Origin of the sequence: Arthrobacter sp. ok909 (assembly GCF_900104405.1) — a bacterium.
Lineage (GTDB): Bacteria > Actinomycetota > Actinomycetes > Actinomycetales > Micrococcaceae > Arthrobacter > Arthrobacter humicola.
The window spans coordinates 101,875-124,868 of record NZ_FNJS01000002.1; the positions used below are offsets into that span (position 1 = coordinate 101,875).

Here is a 22,994-nt window from a genome sequence, read left to right on the forward strand (position 1 = left end):
GCTTTTTCGCGCCTGTGTAGAACAACTATCCCGGCGTGGGGTCCGGCACCCAGGGCTGTGATCCCCGCCACGGCGGGGCACTCGTGGCCAGTGTGACAGCCCGCGTGACAGGCTGTCGTTATCTTTTGGGCGCAAATTTGGGCACAATCGAAGTCATGACTCCAAGCGCTGCGGCACATGCCGGCACGACAAAATTCAGTACGTCCGATCATGGAACATCCGCCGATGGGGCAGTAAACGCCGCCGCCGCAGTAGAAGGCTCAGTGGCCGGCGCCGGCGGCCTCGACGCCGGACACCCGCTGATGGACGGCCGCACCGCGGACTCACCGCTGATCACCGCCTACCGCGGCGGCAAGCCTTCCCGCCGTCCCGTCTGGTTCATGCGTCAGGCGGGCCGCTCGCTGCCCGAATACCTCAAGGTCCGCGAGGGCGTCGCCATGCTGGACTCGTGCCTGCGCCCGGAACTGGCTTCCGAGATCACCCTGCAGCCGGTCCGCCGTCACGACGTCGATGCCGCCATTTTTTTCTCCGACATCGTCATTCCGCTCAAGCTGGCCGGCGTCGGCGTGGACATCGTGCCCGGCGTCGGCCCCGTCCTGGACGTGCCGGTGCGCACGGCGGCGGACGTCGCCGCCCTGCCGCAACTGACGTGGGAGGCCCTGGAACCCATTCGTGAAGCCGTCCGGCTGACCGTGGCCGAGCTCGGCAGCACTCCGCTGATCGGCTTCGCCGGCGCGCCCTTCACGCTCGCCGCGTACATGGTGGAAGGCAAGCCTTCCCGCGACCACCTCGGCCCGCGCACCATGATGCACGCCGACCCGGAAACCTGGACGGCATTGGCCAACTGGGCCGCCGACGCCTCCGGCATGTTCCTTCGGGCGCAGTTGGAAGCCGGAGCCTCCGCCGCGCAGCTCTTCGACTCCTGGGCTGGTTCGCTGGGGTTGGCCGACTACCAGCGCTACGTTGCCCCGGCGTCGTCCCGGGCCCTGGACCACGTCCGGGACCTCGGCGCACCCCTCATCCACTTCGGCACCGGCACCTCGGAACTGCTCGTCGCCATGCGCGACGTCGGCGTCGACGTCGTGGGGGTCGACTACCGGCTGCCGCTGGACGAGGCCAACCGCCGCCTCGGCGGGACCGTTCCGCTGCAGGGCAACATCGATCCCGCACTCCTCTCCGCACCCTGGGAGATCCTGGAAGCGCACGTCCGCGAGGTGATCGCAGCCGGTTCCGCAGCGCCCGGCCACGTGTTGAATCTTGGCCACGGCGTGCCTCCGGAGACGGATCCCGAGGTGCTGACGCGCGTCGTCGAACTCATCCACTCCATTTCACCGGAGTAGGAACATGGACGCAGGCGCCGCCGTAACGTCCGCGGCGGGTACCGCCGCAGAGGGCACCTCCCGGGACGGGACCGCCGTCGTGGTCGGGGGAGGGATCTCCGGCCTGCTTGCGGCTAGGGAATTCGCCCGGGCGGGCCTCCGCACCACAGTCCTGGAAGCCAGCGACGCCTGGGGTGGCTGCGTCGGCAGCCACGCTGTGGCGGGGCTGACCCTGGACAGCGGCGCGGAGTCCTTCGCCACCCGAACGGCCGCGGTGGCCGATCTCGCCGCCGAGCTTGGGATTGCCGGCGACATCGTCGCACCGAACCCCGGCGGTGCCTGGGTGCAACTGCCCGACGGCCCGCGGGAACTGCCCAAAACCGGGGTGCTGGGCATCCCGGCCAGCCCATGGGACCCCGAAGTCCGCCGGTCCCTGGGCCTGCTGGGCTCCCTCCGCGCCTCCATGGATGCCGTGCTGCCGGCCTCGCTTGGTACCGCCGACGAGCCCACCAGTGTGTCAGCACTGGTCCGCGCGCGAATGGGCAGGCGCGTGCTGGACAGGCTCGTTGCGCCGGTGGTCGGCGGCGTCCACTCGGCCGATCCCTCCGTGCTCGACGTCGACATGGTGGCCCCCGGGCTGCGGGCCGGCATCCGCCGGCACGGTTCCCTCGCTGCCGCCGTCGCGGCCCAACGCAGGGGTGGAGCCGACTCGAGCACCGGCGCAGCCGCACCGGGGACGGGCAGCCCCGCCGGGCTCCAGAAAGCCGGCTCCGCCGTCGCCGGCCTGCGCGGCGGGATGCACACCCTGGTGACCGCCCTGCTGGCCGACCTGCGCCGGCGCGGCGTCATCCTGCTCAGCGCCACTCCGGCCCGGTCCGTTCAGCGCACAGCCGGCGGCTGGCGGGTCACCACGGACCAGACCACGTTCGACGCCGGGTTGCTCGTGGTTGCGGTCGAAGGACCCGCCGCCGCGGGGCTGCTTGAAGAATCCCTGCCGGAGCTTGCGGGCCTCCGCCCCGATGCCGGACCCGATGTCAGCCTGGTCACCCTCGTGGTGGATCTCCCGGCGCTCGACGCTGCACCGCGCGGTACGGGCGTGCTGGTGGCCCCGCAGAGCCCCGGGATACAGGCCAAGGCATTGACGCACGGCACCGCCAAATGGTCCTGGCTGGCGGACCGGACCGGACCAGGGAGGCACGTGCTCCGGCTCTCCTACGGACGGGGTGCTAACCCCGTCGCGACGCCGGAAGCCCACGGCCCGGGGGCGGCGGTGCCGCGCTCAGAACCGCCGCGCTCGGACGAGGAACTGTTCAGCGCAGCCTTGGCCGACGCCTCGGCCCTGCTGTCGGTCCCGGTCACTGCCGGAGTCGTGGTGGGCTGGGACGTGGTCCGCTGGGCCGGTGCGTTGCCGTTTGCATCCCTCGGCCACAAACAGCGTGTCGCCGCCGTCCGCCGCGTCTGTGCCGCGGACGGCACCCTCGCCGTCGTGGGGGGATGGCTGTCCGGCAACGGGCTGGCCGCGATCGTGGCCGACACCCCCCAGCAGGTGCGCACCCTCTTGGCCTAAGGTGCGCACACTCCTGGCCTAAAGGGTGCCGCCCCGACCGCTGTTTCCATAGACGCTGGTGCCCCACATGCGGCTGTCGAACCGTCGCCTGCAGCCACGTCGGGGACCCATATCGGAGTCCCTGACGCCCCCTCAGTCACAGGAATCACAGCGGCCCCAAATGCATCCTGTACCCCTCTAGCCCCCTGGGCTACTGCCCGGTATTCCGCGGAATTCCGCCGGTTTTTCCTCGCGGTCGATTCCGGCTAGGCTCGATGACCATGGTTATTTTCAGGTCCAACGTGTCAACAACGACGACCCGGCGCCATAGGAGCCTTCGACGCGGCGCAGCAGCAGCCGCGCTCGGGGCGGTACTGGCTGTTTCCGCAGGAGTTCCTGCCTCGAATGCTGCCACTGGTTTGTCCGCAGCGGCATCCACCCCGGCGTCGACCCAGGGCTCCTTAACCCTCGGCCTGGGTGACGTGCTGGACAGCCTGCTCGGCTCTTCGCCGACGCAGAGCCCGTCGCCAACACCGAGCCCCTCGCCGTCCTCCGGCTCGGACGAAGAGGCCGAGCCTACGCAGCCGCCGTCCCGCAGCAGCAGCCCGCAACCCACGATCCCCGAGTCCGGCAGTCCGGAGCCCAGCAACCCCGGGTCCACGGCTCCCAGTACCAGCGCGCCGCCATCCGGCACCCCGTCGGCGAACGTAGCCCCGCCCTCCGCACCGCAAAACCCCGGCACAGCGCCGGGAGCGCCGCCCGTGGACGGGACCGCAGCCGGATCCGTGCCCGTCGCCGGCCAGATGCCCGGCAAGCCGTCCGCGGCTGGCAGCGGTGCAGTCCCTGCCGCCGGGACCGGGTCCGGAACTGCCGGGCAAGCCGGAAGCGGCGCTGGCACGCCGTCGCCGGCATCGAATAATGCAACGCCCCGGTCCTCCTCCACCGGTTCGAACGCGGCCGGTTCGAAAACAGCGCCGGCCACAGGCCCGGGCCACGCCGGCAGCACGTCGCTGCAGGCCACGTCCGCCGTGGAACCGGCCGGACCGTCCCCGCTGATCGGCTGGGGCGTCTGCCTGGTGGCGCTGTCAGTCGGCGCCGGCGTCATCGCGGTCCGGATGCGCAGGGCCTGACGACATCCCCGCGGCCCGGATTCCAAAGCAGTCGCCCCCGGCTTGTGAAATAAAGCACTTCTACGCGTTGTAGAAGTGCTTTTTTTCGACTTAGCTGGGGAGAGGAGGCAGACTGGTAACCATGAGCCACACATCTGCCGAATCTGTCACTAAAACCGGAACACCCGTCCCCGGAGAATCAGTCGCCGGGGCATCGGCGCCCGACGATTCAACCGAGCAGTTCTTTACCCTCTGGACCGTTTTCAAGCGGTCCGCGGGCACCGCCCGCGACGCGGATGCGGCCCAGGACTTCGAGTCCCTGCTGGCACGCCTCGCCGACGCCGGCGTGGTCCACCGCGGCAGCTACGACGTTTCCGCCATGCGCGCGGACGCGGACATCATGATCTGGCTCCACGGGCCCAAGCCCGAGGCCCTGCAGCGGGCCATCCGGGACATCCGCCGCAGCAAGCTCTTCACCGGGACCGAGATCGCCTGGTCCGCCATGGGCGTCCACCGCGAGGCGGAGTTCGCCAAGAACCACACGCCCGCGTTCTCCCGCGGCGTCGAACCGGCAGAGTGGTTGTGCGTCTACCCGTTCGTCCGCTCCTACGAGTGGTACCTCCTCCCGGACGCCGAGCGCGGCGCTATGCTTCGCGACCACGGCCTCCTGGGCCGCGACTTCCCGCAGGTCATCTCCAACACCGTCTCCTCCTTCGCCCTGGGCGACTGGGAATGGATCCTCGGCCTGGAAGCTCCCGAACTCGTTGACCTCGTCGACCTGATGCGCCACCTGCGCGCCACCGAGGCGCGTCACCATGTCCGCGAGGAAATCCCCTTCTACACCGGCCGGCGCGTCAGCGCCGCCGAGATCGCCGAGGTCCTTGCATGAGTCCGCTGGATCCCCAGGAGACCGTCGTGAACCCTGTCACCGAGGCAGGCCGAATGGCTCCCAAGGGGTACGACGCCGTCCTCCTCGCCTCCTTCGGCGGCCCGGAAGGCCAGGAGGACGTCATCCCGTTCCTCCGCAATGTCACCCGCGGCCGCGGCATCCCGGACGAGCGGCTCGAAGCGGTCTCGCACCACTACCGCGCCAACGGCGGCATCAGCCCCATCAACCAGCAGAACCGCGCCCTCAAGGCCGCCATGGAGGCCGAACTTGCCACCCGCGGCATCGAACTGCCGGTCTTCTGGGGCAACCGCAACTGGGATCCCTACATCCCGCAGACGCTCCAAGAGATGTACGACGCCGGGCACCGCAAGGTCCTCATGGTCACCACGAGCGCCTACTCCTGCTACTCCAGCTGCCGCCAGTACCGCGAGGACATTGGCATGGCACTGACAGAAACCGGGCTGGACGGAAAACTCGAAGTGGACAAGGTGCGGCAGTACTTTGACCACCCCGGCTTCGTGGAGCCGTTCATCGAGGGCACCGCCGCCGGCCTGGCCGACGTCCGCGCACAGCTCGCCGCGGCCGGCACCCCCGATGCCCCGGTGCACATCCTGTTCGCCACCCACTCCATCCCGACCCGCGACGCCGAAGCCGCCGGCCGCTCCGAGGGCGAGCCCCGCCACTTCGAGGAAGACTCCGCCTACGTGGCCCAGCACCTGGCCACCGGAACCGAGGTTATCCGCCGCGTCGAGGCCGAGACCGGCCTGACCGCACCGTGGTCCCTCGTCTACCAGTCCCGCTCCGGCGCCCCGCACGTCCCGTGGCTCGAACCCGACATCAACGACGCCATCGAGGAGCTCGCCGGCCAGGGCGTCAAGGGCGTCGTGATCGTGCCGCTGGGCTTCGTCAGCGACCACATGGAGGTTGTCTGGGACCTGGACACCGAGGCGCTGGAGACCTGCGGCAAGCTGGGCCTGGCGGCCACCCGCGTCCCCACCCCCGGGACGCACCGGAAGTTCGTCGGCGGGATCGTGGACCTGATCTGCGAACGGACCGCGGCGAACAACATCGCTGACCGGCCCCACCTGACCAAACTCGGCCCCTGGTACGACGTCTGCCGGCCCGGCTGCTGCGCCAACTTCCGCGGCGAAAAGCCCACCATCGCGGGCGCGGACAACAGCATCGGCACGGGCCACGATCCCTACCCCGCCGCAACGCCCGCAGCCGCGGATATGGCGACCCCGGCGGCTGGTCAGGCGACGCCGTGACCGTCCGGATCGGAACCCGCGCCAGCAAACTGGCCCTCACCCAGACGCAGCAGACCGCGGACCAGCTGGCCGCCGTCGGCGGGTTCGCCGTGGAGCTTGTCCACATCCGGACCGACGGCGATGTCCTCACCGGATCGCTGTCCCAAATGGGCGGAACCGGCGTGTTCGTGGCAGCCCTGCGCGACGCCCTGCTGCAGAACGCATGCGACGTCGCCGTGCACTCGCTCAAGGACCTGCCCACCGGGCCTGCGCTTGGCCTGACGCTCGCGGCGACGCCGAAACGCGTCGACGTCCGCGATGTGCTCTGCGCCCGCGACGGGCTCAAGCTCGCGGACCTGCCCGCCGGCGCCAGCGTGGGCACCGGTTCCCCGCGACGCGCAGCCCAGCTGCGCGCCGCCCGACCCGACCTGGACATCCGGGACATCCGCGGCAACGTCGACACCCGGCTCGGACGAGTCCCCGGCCTGCCGGGCAACACGACCGACGCCGTGGTGGACGGCAAGTCCTGCGACCTCGACGCCGTCGTCCTCGCCGCCGCCGGGCTGCACCGGATCGGCCGGCTGGACTCGGTCAGCGAATACCTCGAGACGGACATCATGCTGCCCGCCGCCGGGCAGGGATCCCTCGCGATCGAATGCCGCACGGCCGACGCGCCCCGCAAGGCCGGGTCCACCGAAGGGTCCCAGGGCGTCCTCGGCCAGGCCCTCGCAGCCCTCGACGATCACGACACCCGGCTCGCCGTCACCGCCGAGCGGGCGCTCCTGGGCCGCCTCGAGGCAGGCTGTGCCGCACCGGTGGGCGCCTACGCCTACCGCAAGGGAAGCATGCTGCACCTCGAAGCCGTGGTCTGCGCCGTCGACGGCACCGCCACCGTCCGGGACCGGAAGGCCACCGACGGACTGACCGAGGTCGGGGCCACCCTGCTGGGGATCGAACTGGCGGAAGTCCTGCTGGCCCGCGGCGCCGCCGATATCGCGGACCTGACCGCATCCTGACCCGGGGGATCCAGCGCATTATGGGACGGGACCGCATCATGGGACGGGACAATGCCCTCAATGAGGGCAGCAGCGGGCCGGCCACCCACGGCCAGGGGGCCCTCGCGGGAGCCCGGATCCTGATCGCCCGCAGTCCGGACCGCGCCGGCGAGCTGGTCGCGGCCCTGCGCCGCCTGGGCGCCGAGCCGGTGCTGCTGCCCCTGATCGACTTCGAGGTGGCACGCGACCAGCACTCCCTCGACGTCGCCTTCGATGCCTTGGGCGCCGGCGCCTACAACTGGCTCGTCATCAGCAGCGCGACCACCGTCCAGGTGCTGGAGGCCAAGGCCGCGGAGCGTGGCTCTACCCTGGGCGCCTGGCTTCCCGGCCACGTCCAGGTGGCCACGATCGGCCCCGCGACGCGGCAGATCCTCGAATCCCGGGGTGTCAGCGTAGACCTTGCACCGACGGCACTGCAGTCCGGCGCCGGCCTGCTCGGCGTCTGGCCCGAAGGCCGCAACAGCGTGTTCCTGCCCCAGGCGGACATCGCCGATTCCCGGCTCCGCCGCGGGTTGGAAGCCCGCGGCGCCTCGGTGCAGGCCGTCACCGCCTACCGGACGGTGGACTACCCGGCCGATCCCGGCCTGAGGCTCCCGGCCTGCAGGCCCCCGCTGGAGGAGGTCGACGCCGGGCCGCCGGCAGAAGTCCTCACGGCCGCCGACGCGAATCGTGAGATCCGGGCCGGACGGCTCGACGCCGTCGTCGCCGCCTCGCCGAGCGCGGCCCGCCGTATCCACGCGGACCTCGCCCCGCTCGGCGCGTGCCGGTTCGTTGCGATCGGGCGCTCGACGGCAGGGGAGGCGGCCGGTCTTGGACTCGCCGTCGCCGCCGTCGCCGAAGCTCCTACCGCGTCCGGCCTCGTCGCCGCCGTCGTCCGCTCCCAACCATCCCAGCATCCAGCGAAGGACAACACATGAGCTTCCCGACCCACCGGCCCCGCAGGCTCCGCACCACCCCCGCCATGCGGCGCCTGACCGCGGAGCACCGCCTCTCCGCTGCGGAACTGATCCTTCCCGCCTTCATCCGCGAAGGCCTGACCGAGCCCAACCCGATTGCCTCGATGCCCGGCGTGCAGCAGCACACCACCGATTCGCTCAAGCGGGCCGCTGCCGAGGCCGTGCAGCTGGGCCTCGGCGGCATCATGCTGTTCGGTGTCCCCGCCGTCCGGGATGCGCGCGGCACCGCCTCCCTGGACCCTGACGGTGTGCTGAACAAAGCCATCAGGGACGTCCGCGCCGAAGTTGGCGACGAGCTCGTGATCATGAGCGATGTGTGCCTCGACGAATTCACCGACCACGGCCACTGCGGCGTCCTGGACGCCAACGGCTACGTCGACAACGACGCGACCCTGGAAATCTACGGCCAGATGGCCGTCGCACAGGCCGACGCCGGCGCCCACGTCCTGGGCCCGTCCGGCATGATGGACGGCCAGGTCGCCGTCATTCGGCAGGCCCTCGAGGAATCCGGGCACGCCACCACCGCCGTGGTCGCTTACGCCGCTAAGTACGCCTCGGCGTTCTACGGCCCCTTCCGCGAGGCCGTCGACTCGCAGCTGACCGGCGACCGCCGCACATACCAGATGGATGCCGCCAACCGCCGGGAAGCCATCCTCGAAGTGGACCTGGACCTGGCCGAAGGCGCCGACATGGTCATGGTGAAGCCCGCCATGAGCTACCTGGACATCCTCGCCGACGTCGCCGCCATGAGCCCGGTGCCCGTCGCCGCGTACCAGATTTCCGGTGAGTACTCGATGATCGAGGCCGCCGCCGCGAACGGCTGGATCGACCGCCGGGCCGCCATCACCGAATCCGTCCTGGGCATCAAGCGCGCCGGCGCCAACATGGTGCTGACCTACTGGGCCAGCGAGCTCGCCGGTTGGCTGAAGGAATCCCGGTGAACACCGCGACTGCGCCTGAGCCGGCATCCGGGGAGAACCCCACGGCCCCGGTGGGGCCGGAACGCATTCTCCTTGGCCTGAACACCTTCGGTGACGTCGGCGTTTTCCCCGACGGCCATCCCGTCCCGCACGCCCAGGTCCTGCGCCAGCTGCTCGAACAGGCCGAGCTCGCGGACGAGGTCGGCCTGCACGCCTTCGCCGTGGGGGAGCACCACCGCCGCGACTTCGCAGTCTCGGCCCCGGAAGTCTTCCTCGCCGCGGCGGCCGCCCGCACCCGGCACATCCGGCTCGGCTCGGCCGTCACCGTCCTCAGCTCCGATGACCCCATCCGGGTCTTCCAGCGCTTTGCCACCGTGGACGCCATCTCCAGCGGCCGGGCCGAAATCATGCTGGGCCGCGGTTCGTTCATCGAATCCTTCCCGCTGTTCGGTCTGGACCTGGCCGACTACGACGTCCTCTTCGAGGAAAAGCTCGAGCTCTTCGACAAGGTCCGAGCACAGAAGCCGGTCCACTGGGAAGGGCGCACCCGGCCCGCCATCAACGGCCTGAGCGTCTACCCGCCTCTGGAACACCATCTGCTGCCAACCTGGATCGGCGTCGGCGGCACCCCCGAATCCGTGCTGCGCTGCGCAGAATACGGCTATCCGATCATCTTCGCCATCATCGGCGGCCAGCCACGGTCCTTCGCCCCGCTGGCCGGCCTCTACCGCGAGGCCATGGCCAAATACGGGCACCCGATGCAGCAGATGGCCACGCATTCACCCGGCCACATCGCCGCTACCGACGAGGAAGCACGCGAGGAGTTCTTCCCGCACTGGATCGCGATGCGCAACCGGATTGGCGCGGAGCGGGGCTGGGGCCCCGGCAACCGGGCCGAGTTTGATGCCATGTGCATGCCCGAGGGAGCACTCTACGTGGGGTCACCGGATACCGTGGCCGCAAAAATCGCGCTGCTGAAGAAGAACCTGGGCGTGGACCGCTTCGACCTCAAATACAGCAACGGCACCCTGCCGCACCCGGCCATGATGCGCTCGATCGAACTGTTTGGCACCGAAGTGGCGCCCCGCGTCACCGCACTGCTGGCCAAGGCCGCAGGAAAATGACCCGGCCGCAAAACTGAAAGAATAGGAACCATGACTTCCAGCATGCCTCGCAACGAGGAACTCTTTGACCGCGCCCGCCAGCTGATGCCGGGCGGCGTGAACTCACCCGTGCGCGCCTTCGGCTCCGTGGGCGGGACGCCGCGGTTCATGGTGTCCGCCAAGGGTGCCTACCTCACCGACGCCGACGGCGCGGACTACGTCGACCTCGTCTGCTCCTGGGGTCCGGCGCTGCTGGGGCACGCCCACCCGGAGGTCATCGCCGCCGTGCATGCCGCCGTCGACCGCGGGCTGTCCTTCGGCGCGTCCACGCCCGACGAGGCCAACCTGGCCGCGATCGTCAAGGAGCGCGTCCCGGCTGCCGAACGCGTCCGGATGGTCTCCACCGGCACGGAAGCCACCATGACCGCCATCCGGCTGGCCCGCGGCTTCACCGGCCGGAACCTCGTCATCAAGTTCGCCGGCTGCTACCACGGCCACCTCGACGGCCTCCTCGCCGCGGCAGGTTCCGGCCTGGCGACCCTCGCGCTGCCCGGCTCGGCCGGTGTCACGGCCGCGACGGCGGCCGAAACCCTCGTGCTGCCCTACAACGACCTCGACGCCGTCGAGGCCGCCTTCGCCAAGCACGGTGACAGCATCGCCGCTGTCATCACCGAGGCCGCCCCGGCCAACATGGGCGTGGTCACCCCCGGCGAGGGCTTCAACGCAGGTCTTTCCCGGATCACCCGCGAGCACGGCGCCCTGCTGATCCTTGACGAGGTACTCACCGGGTTCCGCACCGGCTACTCCGGGTACTGGGGCCTGACCGGCGGGGCCGCCGACGCCGCCGAGCCGTGGACCCCGGACCTGCTGACCTTCGGAAAGGTGATCGGCGGAGGCATGCCGACGGCGGCCCTCGGCGGACGCGCCGAGGTTATGGACTACCTGGCACCGCTGGGCCCCGTCTACCAGGCCGGCACCCTCTCCGGTAACCCGGTGGCCATGGCCGCCGGCGTCGCGACGCTCACCCACGCCACCCCCGAGGTGTACTCGTTCGTGGACGCCCGCTCCCTGGAGCTCTCCGCAGCGCTGTCCTCTGCCCTCGACGCCGCCGGCGTGGACCACTCCATCCAGCGCGCCGGCAACCTGTTCTCCGTGGCCTTCGGCACGGGCGCCCGGGGCGTGCACAACTACGACGACGCCCGGGGCCAGGAAGTGTTCCGCTACGCCCCGTTCTTCCACTCGATGCTGGACTCGGGCGTCTACCTGCCGCCGTCGGTCTTTGAAGCCTGGTTCCTCTCCGCCGCGCACGACGACGCCGCGATGAACCGGATCTTCGAGGCCCTGCCGGCCGCGGCGAAGGCGGCCGCCGCAGCGAAGGCCTAGCCGCACTGCAACGTTAAACGACCGAAGTCTTAACGACTGATGGCACCCGCAGCGCGGGTGCCATCAGTCGTTAACGCTGCAAACGCCGGCAGCGCTGGAAGGGCGGCAGGCGAACTAGAGAACGTCCGCGAGGAAGCCCTGCAGCCGCTCGGTCCGCGGGTCCGTGAAGATCTGTTCCGGCGGGCCGGACTCCACGACGACGCCGCCGTCCATGAACGTCACAGTGTCCGAAACGTTGCGGGAGAAGCCCATCTCGTGGGTCACCACCACCATGGTCATGCCGCCCTTGGCGAGGTCGGCCATCAGCGCCAGCACGCCCTTGACGAGCTCCGGGTCGAGGGCCGAGGTGGCCTCGTCGAAGAACATCACTTCCGGCTTCATGGCCAGGGCGCGCGCAATGGCGACGCGCTGCTGCTGGCCGCCGGAGAGGTTGGCAGGACGCGCGTCGGCCTTGTGCTTGAGTCCAACGAGGTCGAGCTGCTCGAGAGCCTCAGCCCGGGCTTGCTCGGCCGGCAGCTTGCGCAGCTTCCGCAGCGCGAGCGAGACGTTGTCCACGACGGTCTTGTGCGGGAAGAGGTTGAACTGCTGGAACACCATGCCGATCCGCTGGCGAAGCTCGTCCGGGTTGTCCTTCAGGACCGAGCGGCCGTCCAGCAGGATGTCGCCCTGATCCGGTTCGATCAGGCGGTTCATGACGCGCAAGAGCGTGGACTTGCCGGATCCGGAGGGTCCGATCACCGAAGCGGTGGTGCCCTTCTCGACGTGCAGGTCGATGCCGCGCAGGACATGGTTCGAGCCGAAGGACAGGTGGAGGTTCTTGCCGGTCAGCGAACCGGAAGCGAATTCGCTCATGGCTGTGCTCCCTTCCCGATCAGGGCCGCGGCGTCGTCCGGCTGCCGTTTCTCCGGACGGCCGGTGCGCAGGCGGTTGTCGATGTAGTTGACCAAGTGGGTGAGCGGAACGGTCAGGATGAGGTACATGAACGCCGCGGCGATCAGCGGTGACAGGTTCCCCGTGTTGGCGGCGGCATCGTTACCGATGCGGAAGATCTCGCGCTGGCTGGCGAGCAGGCCGAGCAGATAGATCAGGGAGGAGTCCTTGATCAGCGAGATGAACTGGTTGACCAACGCCGGCAGCACGCGGCGGATGCCCTGCGGGATCACCACGAGGCGCATGGAGTCGCCGTAGCTGAAGCCCAAGGCCCGGGACGCTTCCAGCTGGCCCTTCTCCACGCTCTGGATGCCCGAGCGGAAGATCTCGCCGATGTAGGCGGATGCCATGAGCGTCAGGGCGAGGATACCGAGCGGGAACGGATTGGTGGATCCGGTGAGTTCCCGGACCACGGGTCCGAGCCCGATGCCGATGAGGAGGATGACCACAATGGCGGGGACGCCGCGGAAGATGTCCGTGTAGATCCGGGAGAGCCAGCGCAGCGCAGTGATGCGGGACGTTCCCATGACGGCCAGGACCATGCCCAGGATGCACCCGAGCACGCCCGAGGAAACCGCGAGGATCAGGGTGTTGGGCAGGCCGACCGTAATCATGTTCGGCAGGACGGCCGCCATCGCCTCCCAGTCAAAGAAGGTCTTTACGAGTTGATCGAGTGCATCCATGGACTAGGACTTCGGAACGGTGACAGCCTTGGAACCCGGGGACCACGTGGCCGGGGTCTCGCGGTCCGGGTACCATTCCTTGGTCAGCTTGGACCAGGTGCCGTCTGCAATCACGGCGTCGAGGCCGGAGTTCAGCGCGTCAATGAGGGCCTGATTGTCCTTGTTCACGGCGTAGGCGGTGAAGTTCTGGGTGTTCACGACCGACTCGGCAATGACCGTGCCGTCGCCTTCCTTGACCTGGCCGGTGGCCTGCTGGGACGGTGCGACCCAGGCGTCAACCTGTCCGTTCTTCAAGTTCGCGTAGGCGGTGTTGTAGTCCTCGAAGCGGACCGGCTCGATCTGGAGGGTGTTCGTGACGTAGTCGTCCTGCACAGTGCCTTGGACCACGGCGATGCGGGTGTCCTTGGTCAGGTCCTTGAAGCCCTTGACTTTGGAGTCCTTCTTGGCAACGACGGCCATGTAGCCGAAGTCGTAGCCGTTGGTGAAGCCTACGGTCTTGCGGCGGGCATCAGTGGTGGAAATCGACGAGGAGCCGAGGTCGAACTGCTTGTTCGCGACCTGGGAGAGCAGCGACGCGAAGCCGGTGGACTTGAACTCCACCTTGAGGCCCAGCTTGTCCGCAATCGCGCGCAGGAGCTCGTTGTCGTAGCCGGTGAATTTGCCGGACTTGTCGATGTAGATGTTCGGCGGGGCGTCCGACAGGGTTCCCACGGTGAGGGTTCCGTCGCTGATCAGGCCGAGCTTGGCCTTGTCAATCTTGTCCAGGGGGGTGACGTCCTTGGTGGTGTACTTGTCCAGGGAAGTCTGGTCGCTGCCCTTGAGCGCATCCGTCGGTGACGCCGTGGTCTGCGCCGACCCGCCGCCGCACGCTGCAAGGGAGACCGCCACGGCGAGTGCCACGGGAACGGTTGTCAGCCACTTCAAGGCTTTGCTTTTCATCACGCAATCACTTTCGTCTGAAATTCAGTGGGGCGGGGCGACTCATCGGGCCCCGGCTGCTGGCTTGGGCGCCGGATGGGCAGGCAAGCCGCGAAAGATAATTGTGTCATCCGGTGTGGACGCGGATTCAATCCGAATTAATCAGCGGGTAAGTGCACCCACCGCGAAGTATCTTCATCCTCCTGCGTCATGGTCGGTGTTCCGGGTAGCGCCGGACGGTCACGGCGGAATCATCGGCGTGGACGAGCCGGGCAGTTGGAGGCCCCGGGGCGTGTGAGTTCCGTCTCAATGGCTGGAATTGGGCGGCGGGGAAGACTAGGCGAGCCTTTTTTGCCGCCGAACGTTTCGTATTAAGAAGTATTCCCGAAGTGCAGACCGGCAGTCTAGAAGTCGCCGCGGCTGGCGTCTTCCGGGGGCAGGACGGGCCAGTCGCCTTCAATGACGGCGGCCGGTTTGGTCTTGCGCAGGTAACTCTGGAAATCCGCGGCCTGGGCCGAGGCCCATTCGACCTGGAGCTGGTGCAGGTTGGCCGCCGGCATCCTGAGCTTGGGGAATTTTCCGGCCATGGCGTCGAGCATGCGCAAGGTTGCCAGGGCGTCGGCGGCCGAGGTGTGGGCGTTGTCCAGATTGACGCCGTATTCCTCGCACAGGGCGGTGAGCGTGCGCTTGCCCTTGCGGTACCGGTCCACCTGCTTGTTCATGATGTACGGGTCCAGGACGGGGAAGCGGCTCAACTGCGGGACGCCGTAGCGGGCCGACTCGGCGGCGAGCACGGTGAAGTCGTAGCTGGCGTTGAAGGCGATAACGGGTACGCCGTCATCGAACAGTTCCTGCAAGACGGCAGCGAGCTCGCGTGTCACCTCGGCGGCAGGTCTGCCGTCGCGGCGGGCCTGCTCCGTGGTGATGCCATGGACGTCGCTGGCCTCGGTGGGAATCTCGACGCCGGGATCGGCGAGCCACTCATGCTCCTTGATCACCTCGCCGCCGGCGTCCACGACGGTGACGGATGCGGTGACGATCCGCGCCGAGCGGGAGTTGCGGCCCGTTGTTTCGAGGTCGAAGGCTGCGCGGGGAAGGCTGTTCCAGGTGCTCATGCTTCAACGCTACCTGCTGCCTCCGACAGTTTTTGACCGCTCCCGGCGCGTGCCGCCCGGGTGCGGGGCCTGCACTGACGCGACCCGTGGCCAGCTAGGCTGGATCGATGCGAGCGGAGTATGTGGAGGCGGTGCTGGAGCTGGTGGCGTTGATCCCGGCCGGCACCGCGGTGGCCTACGGCGACGTTGCGGAGCTGCTTGGTTCCGGCGGTCCGCGCCAGGTCGGTTCCGTCATGAGCCACTATGGCAGCCACGTGCCGTGGTGGCGGGTCCTGAAGGCCAGCGGGGATGCGCCGCCCGGACATGAGCGCGAGGCATTGACGCTGTACCTGCAGGAAGGCACGCCGCTGCTGGGCAGTCACGCCGACTTCCTGCGGACCGGCGAGGGACGCTGGCGCGTGAACCTGGCCGCCGGCCGGTGGGCGCCCAGCGACGCCGACTTCGACCGGATAGATGCCATCGCTGAGCGGCTCGAGCGGGAGTTGCATAAATTGTCGGTACCGGATGATGAGATGACTGTGTGAGTAAAGTGACCGAGGTTCAGCAGCCCGAAAGCTTCGATCCGGACCTGCAGCGGTCCGCGTCCCATCCCCGTCCGGGAACTGGCACGGGAACGGGGCCGGCAGCGGGTGTGGGGTTGCGGTTGTTGCCTCCTCGGACCCACCACAGCGCGGTCCCGGTGCTGTCGCCCGACCAGCTCGCCGCCGTCGAGGTCCCGCCGGGCTCCGGCCCCGTTCTGGTGCCGGGCGCGCCGGGCACGGGGAAGTCGACGGTCCTCGTCGAAGCCGCCGTCCACCGCACCCAACGTGACGGCCTGGACCCGGAACGGATGCTCATCCTGGCCCCCGGCAGGCTCGCCGCCGATACTCTCCGCGACCGCTTCACAGCCCGCCTGGACCGGAGCCTGAGCACGACGCCGGCCCGCACCTGGGCGTCGTACGCCTTCGATCTGATCCGCCGCGCCAAAGCGGAAGGCATCCTGCCGCTGCCGCGCCAGCCGAAGCTGCTCTCCGGCCCGGAGCAGGACCTCATCATCAAGGAACTGCTCGAAGGGCATGCGCTGCCCGGCCTCGAGCTGCCATGGCCGGAGGATCTGGGCGCCGCCCTGCAGACCCGCGGTTTCCGGCAGGAAGTGCGCCAACTCTTCGACCGCATCATCGAATCCGGGCGGACGGCGGAGGACCTCGCGGCCCTGGCCCGGCGGTGCAACCGGCCCGACTGGATTCCGGCAGCCGCCCTGTACTCCGAGTACCGTGACGTCCTGGACCTGCGCATGCCCGAGGCCTTCGACCCCGCCGGCATCATCACCGCAGCACGCCAGATCTTCCAGGACGCCCCGGATTTCCTCGCGGCCGAACGCGAGCGCCTTCAGCTGATCCTCGTGGACGACATCCAGGAAGCGAACCCCGCGGTCTTCGAACTGCTTGCCGACATCGCAGCCGGCAAGGACGCCATCATCACCGCCTCGCCGGACACCGTGGTTCAGGGCTTCCGCGGGGCGCGCCCGGATCTCGTGGCCGAGCTTCCCCGTCTCCTGGCCGCCGACGGAGTGATCCTGGAACGTCCCCTCTGGATTGCGCATCGGCACGCCCCGGCCGTGGCGGAGTCGTGGCTGTCGGTGGCCGGGCGCATCTCCCTGCGGTCCGGTGGCCTGTCCGCACGCCGGCTCGAACAGCCTGAGCCCCTGCCCACGCCGGACCCGGTCCCCACGCTGGACCCCACACCGGACCCCGCTCCGGCCGGGCCGCCCCGTGGCGCCGACGTCAATCCTGGGACGGTCGAGGCACACCTGCTGCCGTCTCCGGTCCATGAACTGCGGTATGTGGCGCAGCGGATCCTCGAAGCCCAGCTGAACGACGCCCGGGACCTCGGGGACATCGCCGTGATCGTGCGCAACGGCGGCCAGCTGAGCCAGCTGCAGCGGTACCTCGCCGGCCAGGGCATTCCGGTCCGGATTCCCGTGGCCGAATCGGCGGTCCGGGACGAGGTCGCAGTGCGTCCCTTGCTGGATGCCTACGCCGTCGCCCTTGACCCGGCCGCGCTCACGCCAGAATCGGCCGTGTCCTTGCTGACGTCCCGGATCGGCGGCGCCACCTCGATTGAGTTGCGGAGGCTGCGGCAATCGCTCCGCCGCGAGGAACTTCTCGGCGGCGGCGGACGGACCAGCGACGCCCTCCTCGTTGAGGCCCTGCTGGAGCCCGGAGCGTTGGCGACACTGGGCATCGAAGGGCATTCGGCCCGCCGCATTGCCCGGATGATCCGGGCCGGGCGCGACGCCGCCGAGGCCCCCGGCGGTAACGCCGAGACGGTGCTGTGGGCGCTCTGGCATTCGACCGGACTGGCCACCCGCTGGACCGAGGCCGCCCTGGCCGGCGGATCAGCCGGTGCCCGGGCCGACCGTGACCTCGATGCCATGATGGCCTTGTTCCATACCGCGGAGCGCTTCGTCGACCAGCTGCCCGGTTCCGGACCGGAGCAGTTCCTCGAATACCTGCTCAGCCAGGAGCTCCCCATGGATACCCTGGCCGCCAGGGCGCAGCTGGAAGACGCTGTGGAACTCATGACCCCTGCCAGTGCCGCCGGCCGGGAGTGGCCTGTGGTGATTGTGCCGGGACTCCAAGAGGGCGTGTGGCCCAACACCCGGCTGCGTGGCGAACTGCTCGGCAGCACCTTGTTCGCCGACGCCGTCGAACACGGCGTCGAGTATGCCCTGCAACTCGATCCGCTGAGCCGGCTGCGCGAAATCCGTTATGACGAACTGAGGAGCTTTTCGACCGCGGTGTCCCGGGCCCGCGAGGTGCTGATCTGCACGGCGGTGTCCTCGGAGGACGAGCAACCGTCCTCTTTCCTGGACTATGTGGCGCCGCTGCGCCCGGGACAGGACCGCCGGGGCTTCACCCCGGTGGAGCGTCCGCTGACCCTCAGGGCCCTCGTCGCGGAGCTGCGCCAGTATGCACAGCTGGATCCCAAAGCTGCCGAATCGGCCGAGGCCGCGGCCGTGCTGGGCGTCCTGGCCACCGCCCGGCCGCCGGTTCCGGGCGCGCACCCGGCGAGCTGGTGGGGGCTGGCCGAGTTGTCTTCCGACGAGCCGGTTGTTCCTGCCGGCGGAACCGTCTTCGTCTCGCCCTCGAAGGTCGAAACGGTGCAGAAATCGCCGCTGGACTGGTTCGTGCAGGCCGCAGGCGGAGAAGCCGCCACGGATTTTGCCCGCAGCCTGGGAACCTTGGTCCACGCCATCGCGCAGGACCTTCCCGATGCCTCGGGAAGCGAATATGTGGCGGAACTCGTCCGGCGCTGGCCCACCCTGGGGATGAAGGACAACTGGGAGGGCAAGCTGGATTTTCAGCGGGCCGAGTCCATGGTCCGCAAGCTGGCCCAGTATGTCCTGGTCATGCGGAGCGAAGGCCGGAGCCTGGTCGGCGTCGAGCAGGACTTCGAGGTGAAGCTGCCGGACCTTCCGGCGGAGCCCGTCGCCGGACCTGAGTCCGGCGACGGCGGGAGCGCGGGGCCGGCGCGGCTCGCCGTGCTCCGGGGCCAGGTGGACAGGCTGGAGATCGACGCCGACGGCCGGCTGGTGATCGTGGATCTCAAGACCGGTAAGCGCCAGCCCGGCAAGGCGGATCTGGAGCGTCACCCGCAGCTCGGCGCCTACCAGGCCGCGGTGCTGGCTGGCGGCTTTGCCGGCCCCGACGACGGGCCGCCGCCGCTGCCGGGCGGTGCCGTCCTGGCCCAGCTCGGCACTACAACCAAAAGCCCGGGCATCCAGGCCCAGGCCCCGCTCGACCCCCAGGACAACTGGGCGCTGGAGATGGTCGGCGACGCCGCCCAGGTGATGTCCGGCAGCACCTTCCAGGCCCGCCATGATCCGTCCAAGGGAGGCCACGGCGGCCACGGCTGCCGGCTCCCCGAAGTGTGCCCGCTGTGCGTGCGGGGAAAGCAGGTAACTGAATGACCCCCGAGGCGCCGCCGACCGGCCTGGCAGACCCACATGCGGCACCGGACGCGGCCCGCAATACGGCCCCGAATGTCGGGCCCCTTCCCGTCCCTCGGTTCAGCCCGGAGGAACTGTCGGCAATGCTGGGGGAAAAGAACAGCCCCACGGCCGAACAGTCCCTGATCATTTCCTCGCCCCTCACCCCGCGGCTCGTCATAGCCGGGGCGGGCTCGGGGAAGACCGCCACCATGGCGGACCGGGTGGTGTGGCTCGTGGCCAACGGCTGGGTCAGGCCGGAGGAAGTCCTCGGCGTGACCTTCACCCGCAAGGCCGCCGGCGAGCTCGCCTCCCGGATCCGGGCCAAGCTGGCCGCGCTGCAGCGCATCGCGGCGGCCGACACGGGGAATGCCGTTTTTCCTGCCGGGCTGCTGAGCGCAGATGCGCTCGAACCGAAGGTCTCCACGTACCACTCGTACGCGAGCGGCATTGTCTCCGACTATGGCCTCCGGCTTGGCGTCGAACGCGACGTCGTGCTGCTCGGGGGCGCGCAGTCGTTTCAGCTCGCCAGCGAGGTGGTGGAAGCCTTCGACGGCGACTACGAACACTTCCGGTCCGCCAAATCGACCCTCGTCAAGGCCGTGATCCAACTGGCGGGGGAGTGCGCGGAGCACCTGCAGGACCCGGCCGAGGTCCGTGGCTGGCTGCAGGAACGGATCGCCGCGTTCGAGTCGCTTCCCTACGTCGCCGACGCCAAGAAGAACCCCACCCAGGCCGCCGGCGACCTCAGCGCGATGCTGCGCACGCGGGCCAGCGTCGCGGAGATGGTGGGCCGCTATTCCGAGGCGAAGCGGTCCCGCGGTGCCTTGGACTTTGGCGATCTCGTGGCCTTGGCGGCACGGGTGGCCCGCGAGATTCCGGTCGCCGCCCAAACCGAGCGCCAGCGCTACAAGGTGGTGCTGCTTGATGAATTCCAGGACACGTCGCACGCCCAGCTGGTCCTCTTTTCCCGGCTCTTCGGCGACGGCCATGCCGTGACCGCGGTGGGGGACCCGAACCAGTCCATCTACGGCTTCCGGGGAGCATCCGCGGGACAGCTTTTCCACTTCGTCCGCGAATTCCCGATCCGTGTCAGCGGTGAAGATGCCGGCGTCGAAGGCTCCGGCGGAGACCAGGACACGGGCGCGGCCGGCACGGCCCCGCGCTTTGCCGTGGCGCCGACGTCATACCTGACCACCGCGTGGCGCAACGGGCGCAACATCCTCGCCACGGCCAACCTCATTTCGGCGCCGCTGAGCAAGGCCGCGGCCAGCCTCGGGCCCGCCGGGGCCCGGGACACCCCCGACGCCGTCGAGGTCCCGCCCCTGCAGCCCAGCCCGGCCGCGGTCCAAGGCAGGGTCGTCATGGGACGGTTCGCCACGGACGAGGCCGAGGCGGCGGCCATCGCGGGGGACGTCCTGAAGTTCCGGGTGACGGACTTCGATGCCGCGCAGGCCGATCCGGTGCCTCCGGCCATGGCCGTCCTCTGCCGGCGGCGGGCACAGATGGAGTGCATTCGGCGCGAGTTCGAACTTCGCGGCATACCCTACGAAATCGTCGGGCTTGGCGGGCTGCTGGACACCCCCGAAATCATCGATCTTGTCGCCACGCTCCGCGTCCTGGCCGACCCCGGCCGCTCGGACTCCCTCATGCGCCTGCTGGCCGGTGCGCGGTGGCGGATCGGCCCGGCGGACCTGATGGCACTGCGGGACTGGTCCAGTTTCCTGGCCCGCCGCCGGGGCCGCCCCGGCAGCCCCGATACCGACGACGCGGGGCGTGCCGCCGAGGATACTGACGACGACGCCGTGATTGAGGGTGACATCACGGACTCCGCCAGCCTGGTCGAAGCTCTGGACTGGCTGCCCCGCGAAGGCTGGACCTCCGCGCATGGCCGCCGGCTGAGCCCCGAGGCCCGCGACCGCCTGCAACGGCTCTCCGACGAGCTCCGGCAATTGCGCAGCTACATGGGGGACGACCTCACCACCTTGCTCGGCGAGGTGGAACGGGCCATGCTCCTGGACATCGAAGTCGCGGCGCGGCCCGGGATCAGCATCCACCAGGCCCGCCGTAACCTGGACGCCTTCCAGGACGCCGCCGCCGGGTTCCTGCACACCTCCCAGCGGGTGGACGTCCTGGCTTTCCTTGCCTGGCTGGAAGCTGCGGCTGCAGAGGAAAACGGTCTCGATGCCGCAACGCCCGAGGTGAACCGCGAAGCCGTCCAGCTCCTGACCGTGCACGCCTCCAAGGGCCTGGAATGGGATGTCGTGTTCGTTCCCGGGCTCAACTCCGGGGCGTTTCCCAGCAGCAGGGACTCGCGGTGGAGCAGCGGAAGCGCGGCGCTGCCGTGGCCGCTGCGCGGTGACCGCGCCGATCTCCCCCAATGGGACCTGGATCAGCCGGACCAGAAAGGCTGGCTTGATGCGGAGAAGGAGTTCAAGTCCGCCGTCCAGGTGCACGGCGAAGCCGAGGAACGGCGCCTGGCTTACGTGGCCTACACCCGGGCCAAACATGTGCTCTGGATTTCAAGTGCCGCATGGGTGGGATCGCGCGCCGGACTGGCTGAAATGTCACCCTTCCTTGCCGAGCTTGAGGGCCTCACGGCAGAAGGCGCCGCCGAAATTCATCCGTTGTCCGTCAGCGAGGACGCGCTGCCGGCGGAAAGCCCCCTGACCTCCGAACTTGAAGTCGCCGCGTGGCCGTATGACCCCCTGGAAGGGCCGTCTGACCCCCGGACGGGCAAGCGGCTGAGGCTTGTCAGGGGACGCCGAGCGGCCATGGAATCAGCCGCGGCGCGGGTCCTGCAGGCGATGGGCGGCGCCCCCGAAGCCGGTCCTGCCTTCGACTCCCATGATGGCCCTGACGGCGGACCGGAAAACGTCCCGGATCCGGTCCGGGAACGTTCCGGCGGTGACGAGGAACGGCGCCCTGCCCTGCGCGGGCTGGCGGCCGGGTGGGCCAAGGAGGCGGCCACTTTGCTCGAACGACGGTCACGGCGTTCGGTGGTCCAGGATGTGCATCTTCCCGGCCATATCTCGGCGTCCACCCTCGTGGACCTGGACGATGATGCGGACTCGGTTGTGGCCCGCCTGCGGCGGCCGGTTCCGCGCGAACCGGGGATGTTGGCCCGAAAAGGCACGGCTTTCCACGCCTGGGTGGAGGAATACTTCGGCGCAGCCGGCATGCTGGACCTGGGCGAGGCGGCCGGGGCTGATGACCACATCGACGAAGCCTACGGCCTGGAGTCCATGGTGGAAACCTTCCGCCAGTCCGAGTGGGCACACCGCGCCCCGGCCCACGTCGAGGTCCCGGTCGAGACTCGGATTGGCGACGTCGTGGTCCGGGGTCGGATCGACGCCGTGTTCCGCGATGCTGACGGCGGCTGGGACCTTGTGGACTGGAAGACCGGGCGGCGCCCGTCTGCAGCCCAGCTGAAGGTGAAGGCTGTCCAGCTCGCCGTGTACCGCCTGGCCTGGGCCCGGCTCAAAGGGGTCCCGCTCGAGGATGTCCGGGCGGCGTTCTACTACGTGGCCGACAACCAGGTGGTCCGTCCGCATGACCTCGGATCAGCGGAGAAGCTTGAGGAAATCGTGGCCGCGGCGCTGGGGGGGACAACGGTGGCGACGGCTAAGGGATCCTAGCTAGGATCCGCCACTGGTTCCGGCGGGGCCCTACCGGGACGTTATGTCTACTACGGTGATGGCGGCGGTTGACGTGTTGTCGCCGGACTCCGGCTCGTTCACTGAGTCCGGCTCCTTGCCCGAGCTCCGCTGCACGACGGCGATTGATTGCGTCGACGCGTCTCCGGCAGCGGGGGCTACCGCCTGGACGCCGTCGTCCCGGGTATCAGCCGT

17 protein-coding genes are annotated in these 22,994 nt (G+C 69.4%); 13 read left to right on the forward strand and 4 right to left on the reverse strand.

Annotation, left to right across the window (positions count from 1 at the left end):
- Positions 1 to 302 precede the first annotated feature (302 nt).
- The 10 genes from hemE (at position 303) to hemL (ending at position 11,527) form a co-directional block, all read left to right on the forward strand.
- Positions 303 to 1,340: a uroporphyrinogen decarboxylase gene (gene hemE / locus BLR03_RS02715; protein ID WP_254788132.1), complete on the forward strand. Its 1,038-nt coding sequence runs from the start codon at positions 303 to 305 to the stop codon at positions 1,338 to 1,340.
- Positions 1,341 to 1,344: 4 nt separating this feature from the next.
- Positions 1,345 to 2,886 (forward strand): protoporphyrinogen oxidase, encoded by a 1,542-nt coding sequence (hemG, locus tag BLR03_RS02720; RefSeq protein ID WP_091249087.1) that lies wholly within the window; start codon positions 1,345 to 1,347, stop codon positions 2,884 to 2,886.
- 281 nt (positions 2,887 to 3,167) lie between these two features.
- Positions 3,168 to 3,995, forward strand: coding sequence for a hypothetical protein (locus tag BLR03_RS23855; protein ID WP_139184458.1), 828 nt, complete (start codon positions 3,168 to 3,170; stop codon positions 3,993 to 3,995).
- A gap of 121 nt (positions 3,996 to 4,116) precedes the next feature.
- Complete coding sequence (hemQ, locus tag BLR03_RS02730) at positions 4,117 to 4,863, forward strand: hydrogen peroxide-dependent heme synthase (RefSeq protein ID WP_091249093.1); 747 nt, start codon at positions 4,117 to 4,119, stop codon at positions 4,861 to 4,863.
- A complete protein-coding gene (locus BLR03_RS02735) occupies positions 4,860 to 6,131 on the forward strand; it encodes a ferrochelatase (RefSeq protein ID WP_091249095.1) in 1,272 nt (423 codons plus the stop codon). Before hemQ ends, BLR03_RS02735 begins: the two co-directional genes overlap by 4 nt.
- Positions 6,128 to 7,126 carry a hydroxymethylbilane synthase gene (hemC, locus tag BLR03_RS02740; protein ID WP_091249097.1) on the forward strand — a complete coding sequence of 333 codons (999 nt, stop codon included), beginning with the start codon at positions 6,128 to 6,130 and terminating at the stop codon, positions 7,124 to 7,126. The genes BLR03_RS02735 and hemC overlap by 4 nt, the downstream gene beginning before the upstream one ends.
- Before the next feature lie 38 nt (positions 7,127 to 7,164).
- Positions 7,165 to 8,082 carry a uroporphyrinogen-III synthase gene (locus BLR03_RS02745; protein WP_091249414.1) on the forward strand — a complete coding sequence of 306 codons (918 nt, stop codon included), beginning with the start codon at positions 7,165 to 7,167 and terminating at the stop codon, positions 8,080 to 8,082.
- Positions 8,079 to 9,062 (forward strand): porphobilinogen synthase, encoded by a 984-nt coding sequence (hemB, locus tag BLR03_RS02750; protein ID WP_091249100.1) that lies wholly within the window; start codon positions 8,079 to 8,081, stop codon positions 9,060 to 9,062. The genes BLR03_RS02745 and hemB overlap by 4 nt, the downstream gene beginning before the upstream one ends.
- Complete coding sequence (locus tag BLR03_RS02755; protein ID WP_091249102.1) at positions 9,059 to 10,165, forward strand: LLM class flavin-dependent oxidoreductase; 1,107 nt, start codon at positions 9,059 to 9,061, stop codon at positions 10,163 to 10,165. Before hemB ends, BLR03_RS02755 begins: the two co-directional genes overlap by 4 nt.
- Positions 10,166 to 10,195: 30 nt before the next feature.
- Positions 10,196 to 11,527, forward strand: coding sequence for a glutamate-1-semialdehyde 2,1-aminomutase (gene hemL, locus BLR03_RS02760; RefSeq protein WP_091249105.1), 1,332 nt, complete (start codon positions 10,196 to 10,198; stop codon positions 11,525 to 11,527).
- 114 nt (positions 11,528 to 11,641) lie between these two features.
- On the opposite strand, the gene BLR03_RS02765 is transcribed toward hemL, so the two are convergent.
- The 4 genes from BLR03_RS02765 to BLR03_RS02780 all read right to left on the reverse strand — a co-directional run bounded on the left by BLR03_RS02765 (position 11,642) and on the right by BLR03_RS02780 (position 15,173).
- A complete protein-coding gene (locus BLR03_RS02765; protein WP_091249108.1) occupies positions 11,642 to 12,379 on the reverse strand; it encodes an amino acid ABC transporter ATP-binding protein in 738 nt (245 codons plus the stop codon).
- Positions 12,376 to 13,140 carry an amino acid ABC transporter permease gene (locus BLR03_RS02770; protein WP_091249109.1) on the reverse strand — a complete coding sequence of 255 codons (765 nt, stop codon included), beginning with the start codon at positions 13,138 to 13,140 and terminating at the stop codon, positions 12,376 to 12,378. Before BLR03_RS02770 ends, BLR03_RS02765 begins: the two co-directional genes overlap by 4 nt.
- A 3-nt stretch (positions 13,141 to 13,143) precedes the next feature.
- The gene (locus BLR03_RS02775) at positions 13,144 to 14,079 is read right to left on the reverse strand and encodes an ABC transporter substrate-binding protein (protein ID WP_091249111.1); all 936 of its coding nucleotides are present in this window, start codon (positions 14,077 to 14,079) and stop codon (positions 13,144 to 13,146) included.
- A gap of 383 nt (positions 14,080 to 14,462) precedes the next feature.
- Entirely contained in the window at positions 14,463 to 15,173 is a 711-nt protein-coding gene (locus tag BLR03_RS02780) for a 3'-5' exonuclease (protein WP_091249114.1), read from the reverse strand.
- A gap of 107 nt (positions 15,174 to 15,280) precedes the next feature.
- Between BLR03_RS02780 and BLR03_RS02785 the strand changes: the two genes are divergently transcribed.
- From BLR03_RS02785 to BLR03_RS02795, 3 genes are all read left to right on the forward strand, one after another.
- Complete coding sequence (locus BLR03_RS02785) at positions 15,281 to 15,697, forward strand: MGMT family protein (protein ID WP_091249116.1); 417 nt, start codon at positions 15,281 to 15,283, stop codon at positions 15,695 to 15,697.
- Between the two features lie 113 nt (positions 15,698 to 15,810).
- Entirely contained in the window at positions 15,811 to 19,125 is a 3,315-nt protein-coding gene (locus BLR03_RS02790; RefSeq protein WP_091249417.1) for an ATP-dependent helicase, read from the forward strand.
- 122 nt (positions 19,126 to 19,247) lie between these two features.
- The gene (locus tag BLR03_RS02795; protein ID WP_254788133.1) at positions 19,248 to 22,781 is read left to right on the forward strand and encodes an ATP-dependent helicase; all 3,534 of its coding nucleotides are present in this window, start codon (positions 19,248 to 19,250) and stop codon (positions 22,779 to 22,781) included.
- Positions 22,782 to 22,994: the final 213 nt, after the last annotated feature.

Coding starts and splice junctions, on each gene's coding strand:
- hemL (WP_091249105.1), top strand. CDS start 10,196: ATGACTTCCAGCATGCCTCGCAACGAGGAACTCTTTGACCGCGCCCGC.
- BLR03_RS02795 (WP_254788133.1), top strand. CDS start 19,248: ATGCTGGGGGAAAAGAACAGCCCCACGGCCGAACAGTCCCTGATCATT.
- hemE (WP_254788132.1), top strand. CDS start 303: ATGGACGGCCGCACCGCGGACTCACCGCTGATCACCGCCTACCGCGGC.
- hemB (WP_091249100.1), top strand. CDS start 8,079: ATGAGCTTCCCGACCCACCGGCCCCGCAGGCTCCGCACCACCCCCGCC.
- BLR03_RS02780 (WP_091249114.1), bottom strand. CDS start 15,173: ATGAGCACCTGGAACAGCCTTCCCCGCGCAGCCTTCGACCTCGAAACA.
- BLR03_RS02745 (WP_091249414.1), top strand. CDS start 7,165: ATGGGACGGGACAATGCCCTCAATGAGGGCAGCAGCGGGCCGGCCACC.
- hemQ (WP_091249093.1), top strand. CDS start 4,117: ATGAGCCACACATCTGCCGAATCTGTCACTAAAACCGGAACACCCGTC.
- BLR03_RS02785 (WP_091249116.1), top strand. CDS start 15,281: ATGCGAGCGGAGTATGTGGAGGCGGTGCTGGAGCTGGTGGCGTTGATC.
- BLR03_RS02765 (WP_091249108.1), bottom strand. CDS start 12,379: ATGAGCGAATTCGCTTCCGGTTCGCTGACCGGCAAGAACCTCCACCTG.
- BLR03_RS02770 (WP_091249109.1), bottom strand. CDS start 13,140: ATGGATGCACTCGATCAACTCGTAAAGACCTTCTTTGACTGGGAGGCG.
- BLR03_RS02735 (WP_091249095.1), top strand. CDS start 4,860: ATGAGTCCGCTGGATCCCCAGGAGACCGTCGTGAACCCTGTCACCGAG.
- hemG (WP_091249087.1), top strand. CDS start 1,345: ATGGACGCAGGCGCCGCCGTAACGTCCGCGGCGGGTACCGCCGCAGAG.
- BLR03_RS02775 (WP_091249111.1), bottom strand. CDS start 14,079: ATGAAAAGCAAAGCCTTGAAGTGGCTGACAACCGTTCCCGTGGCACTC.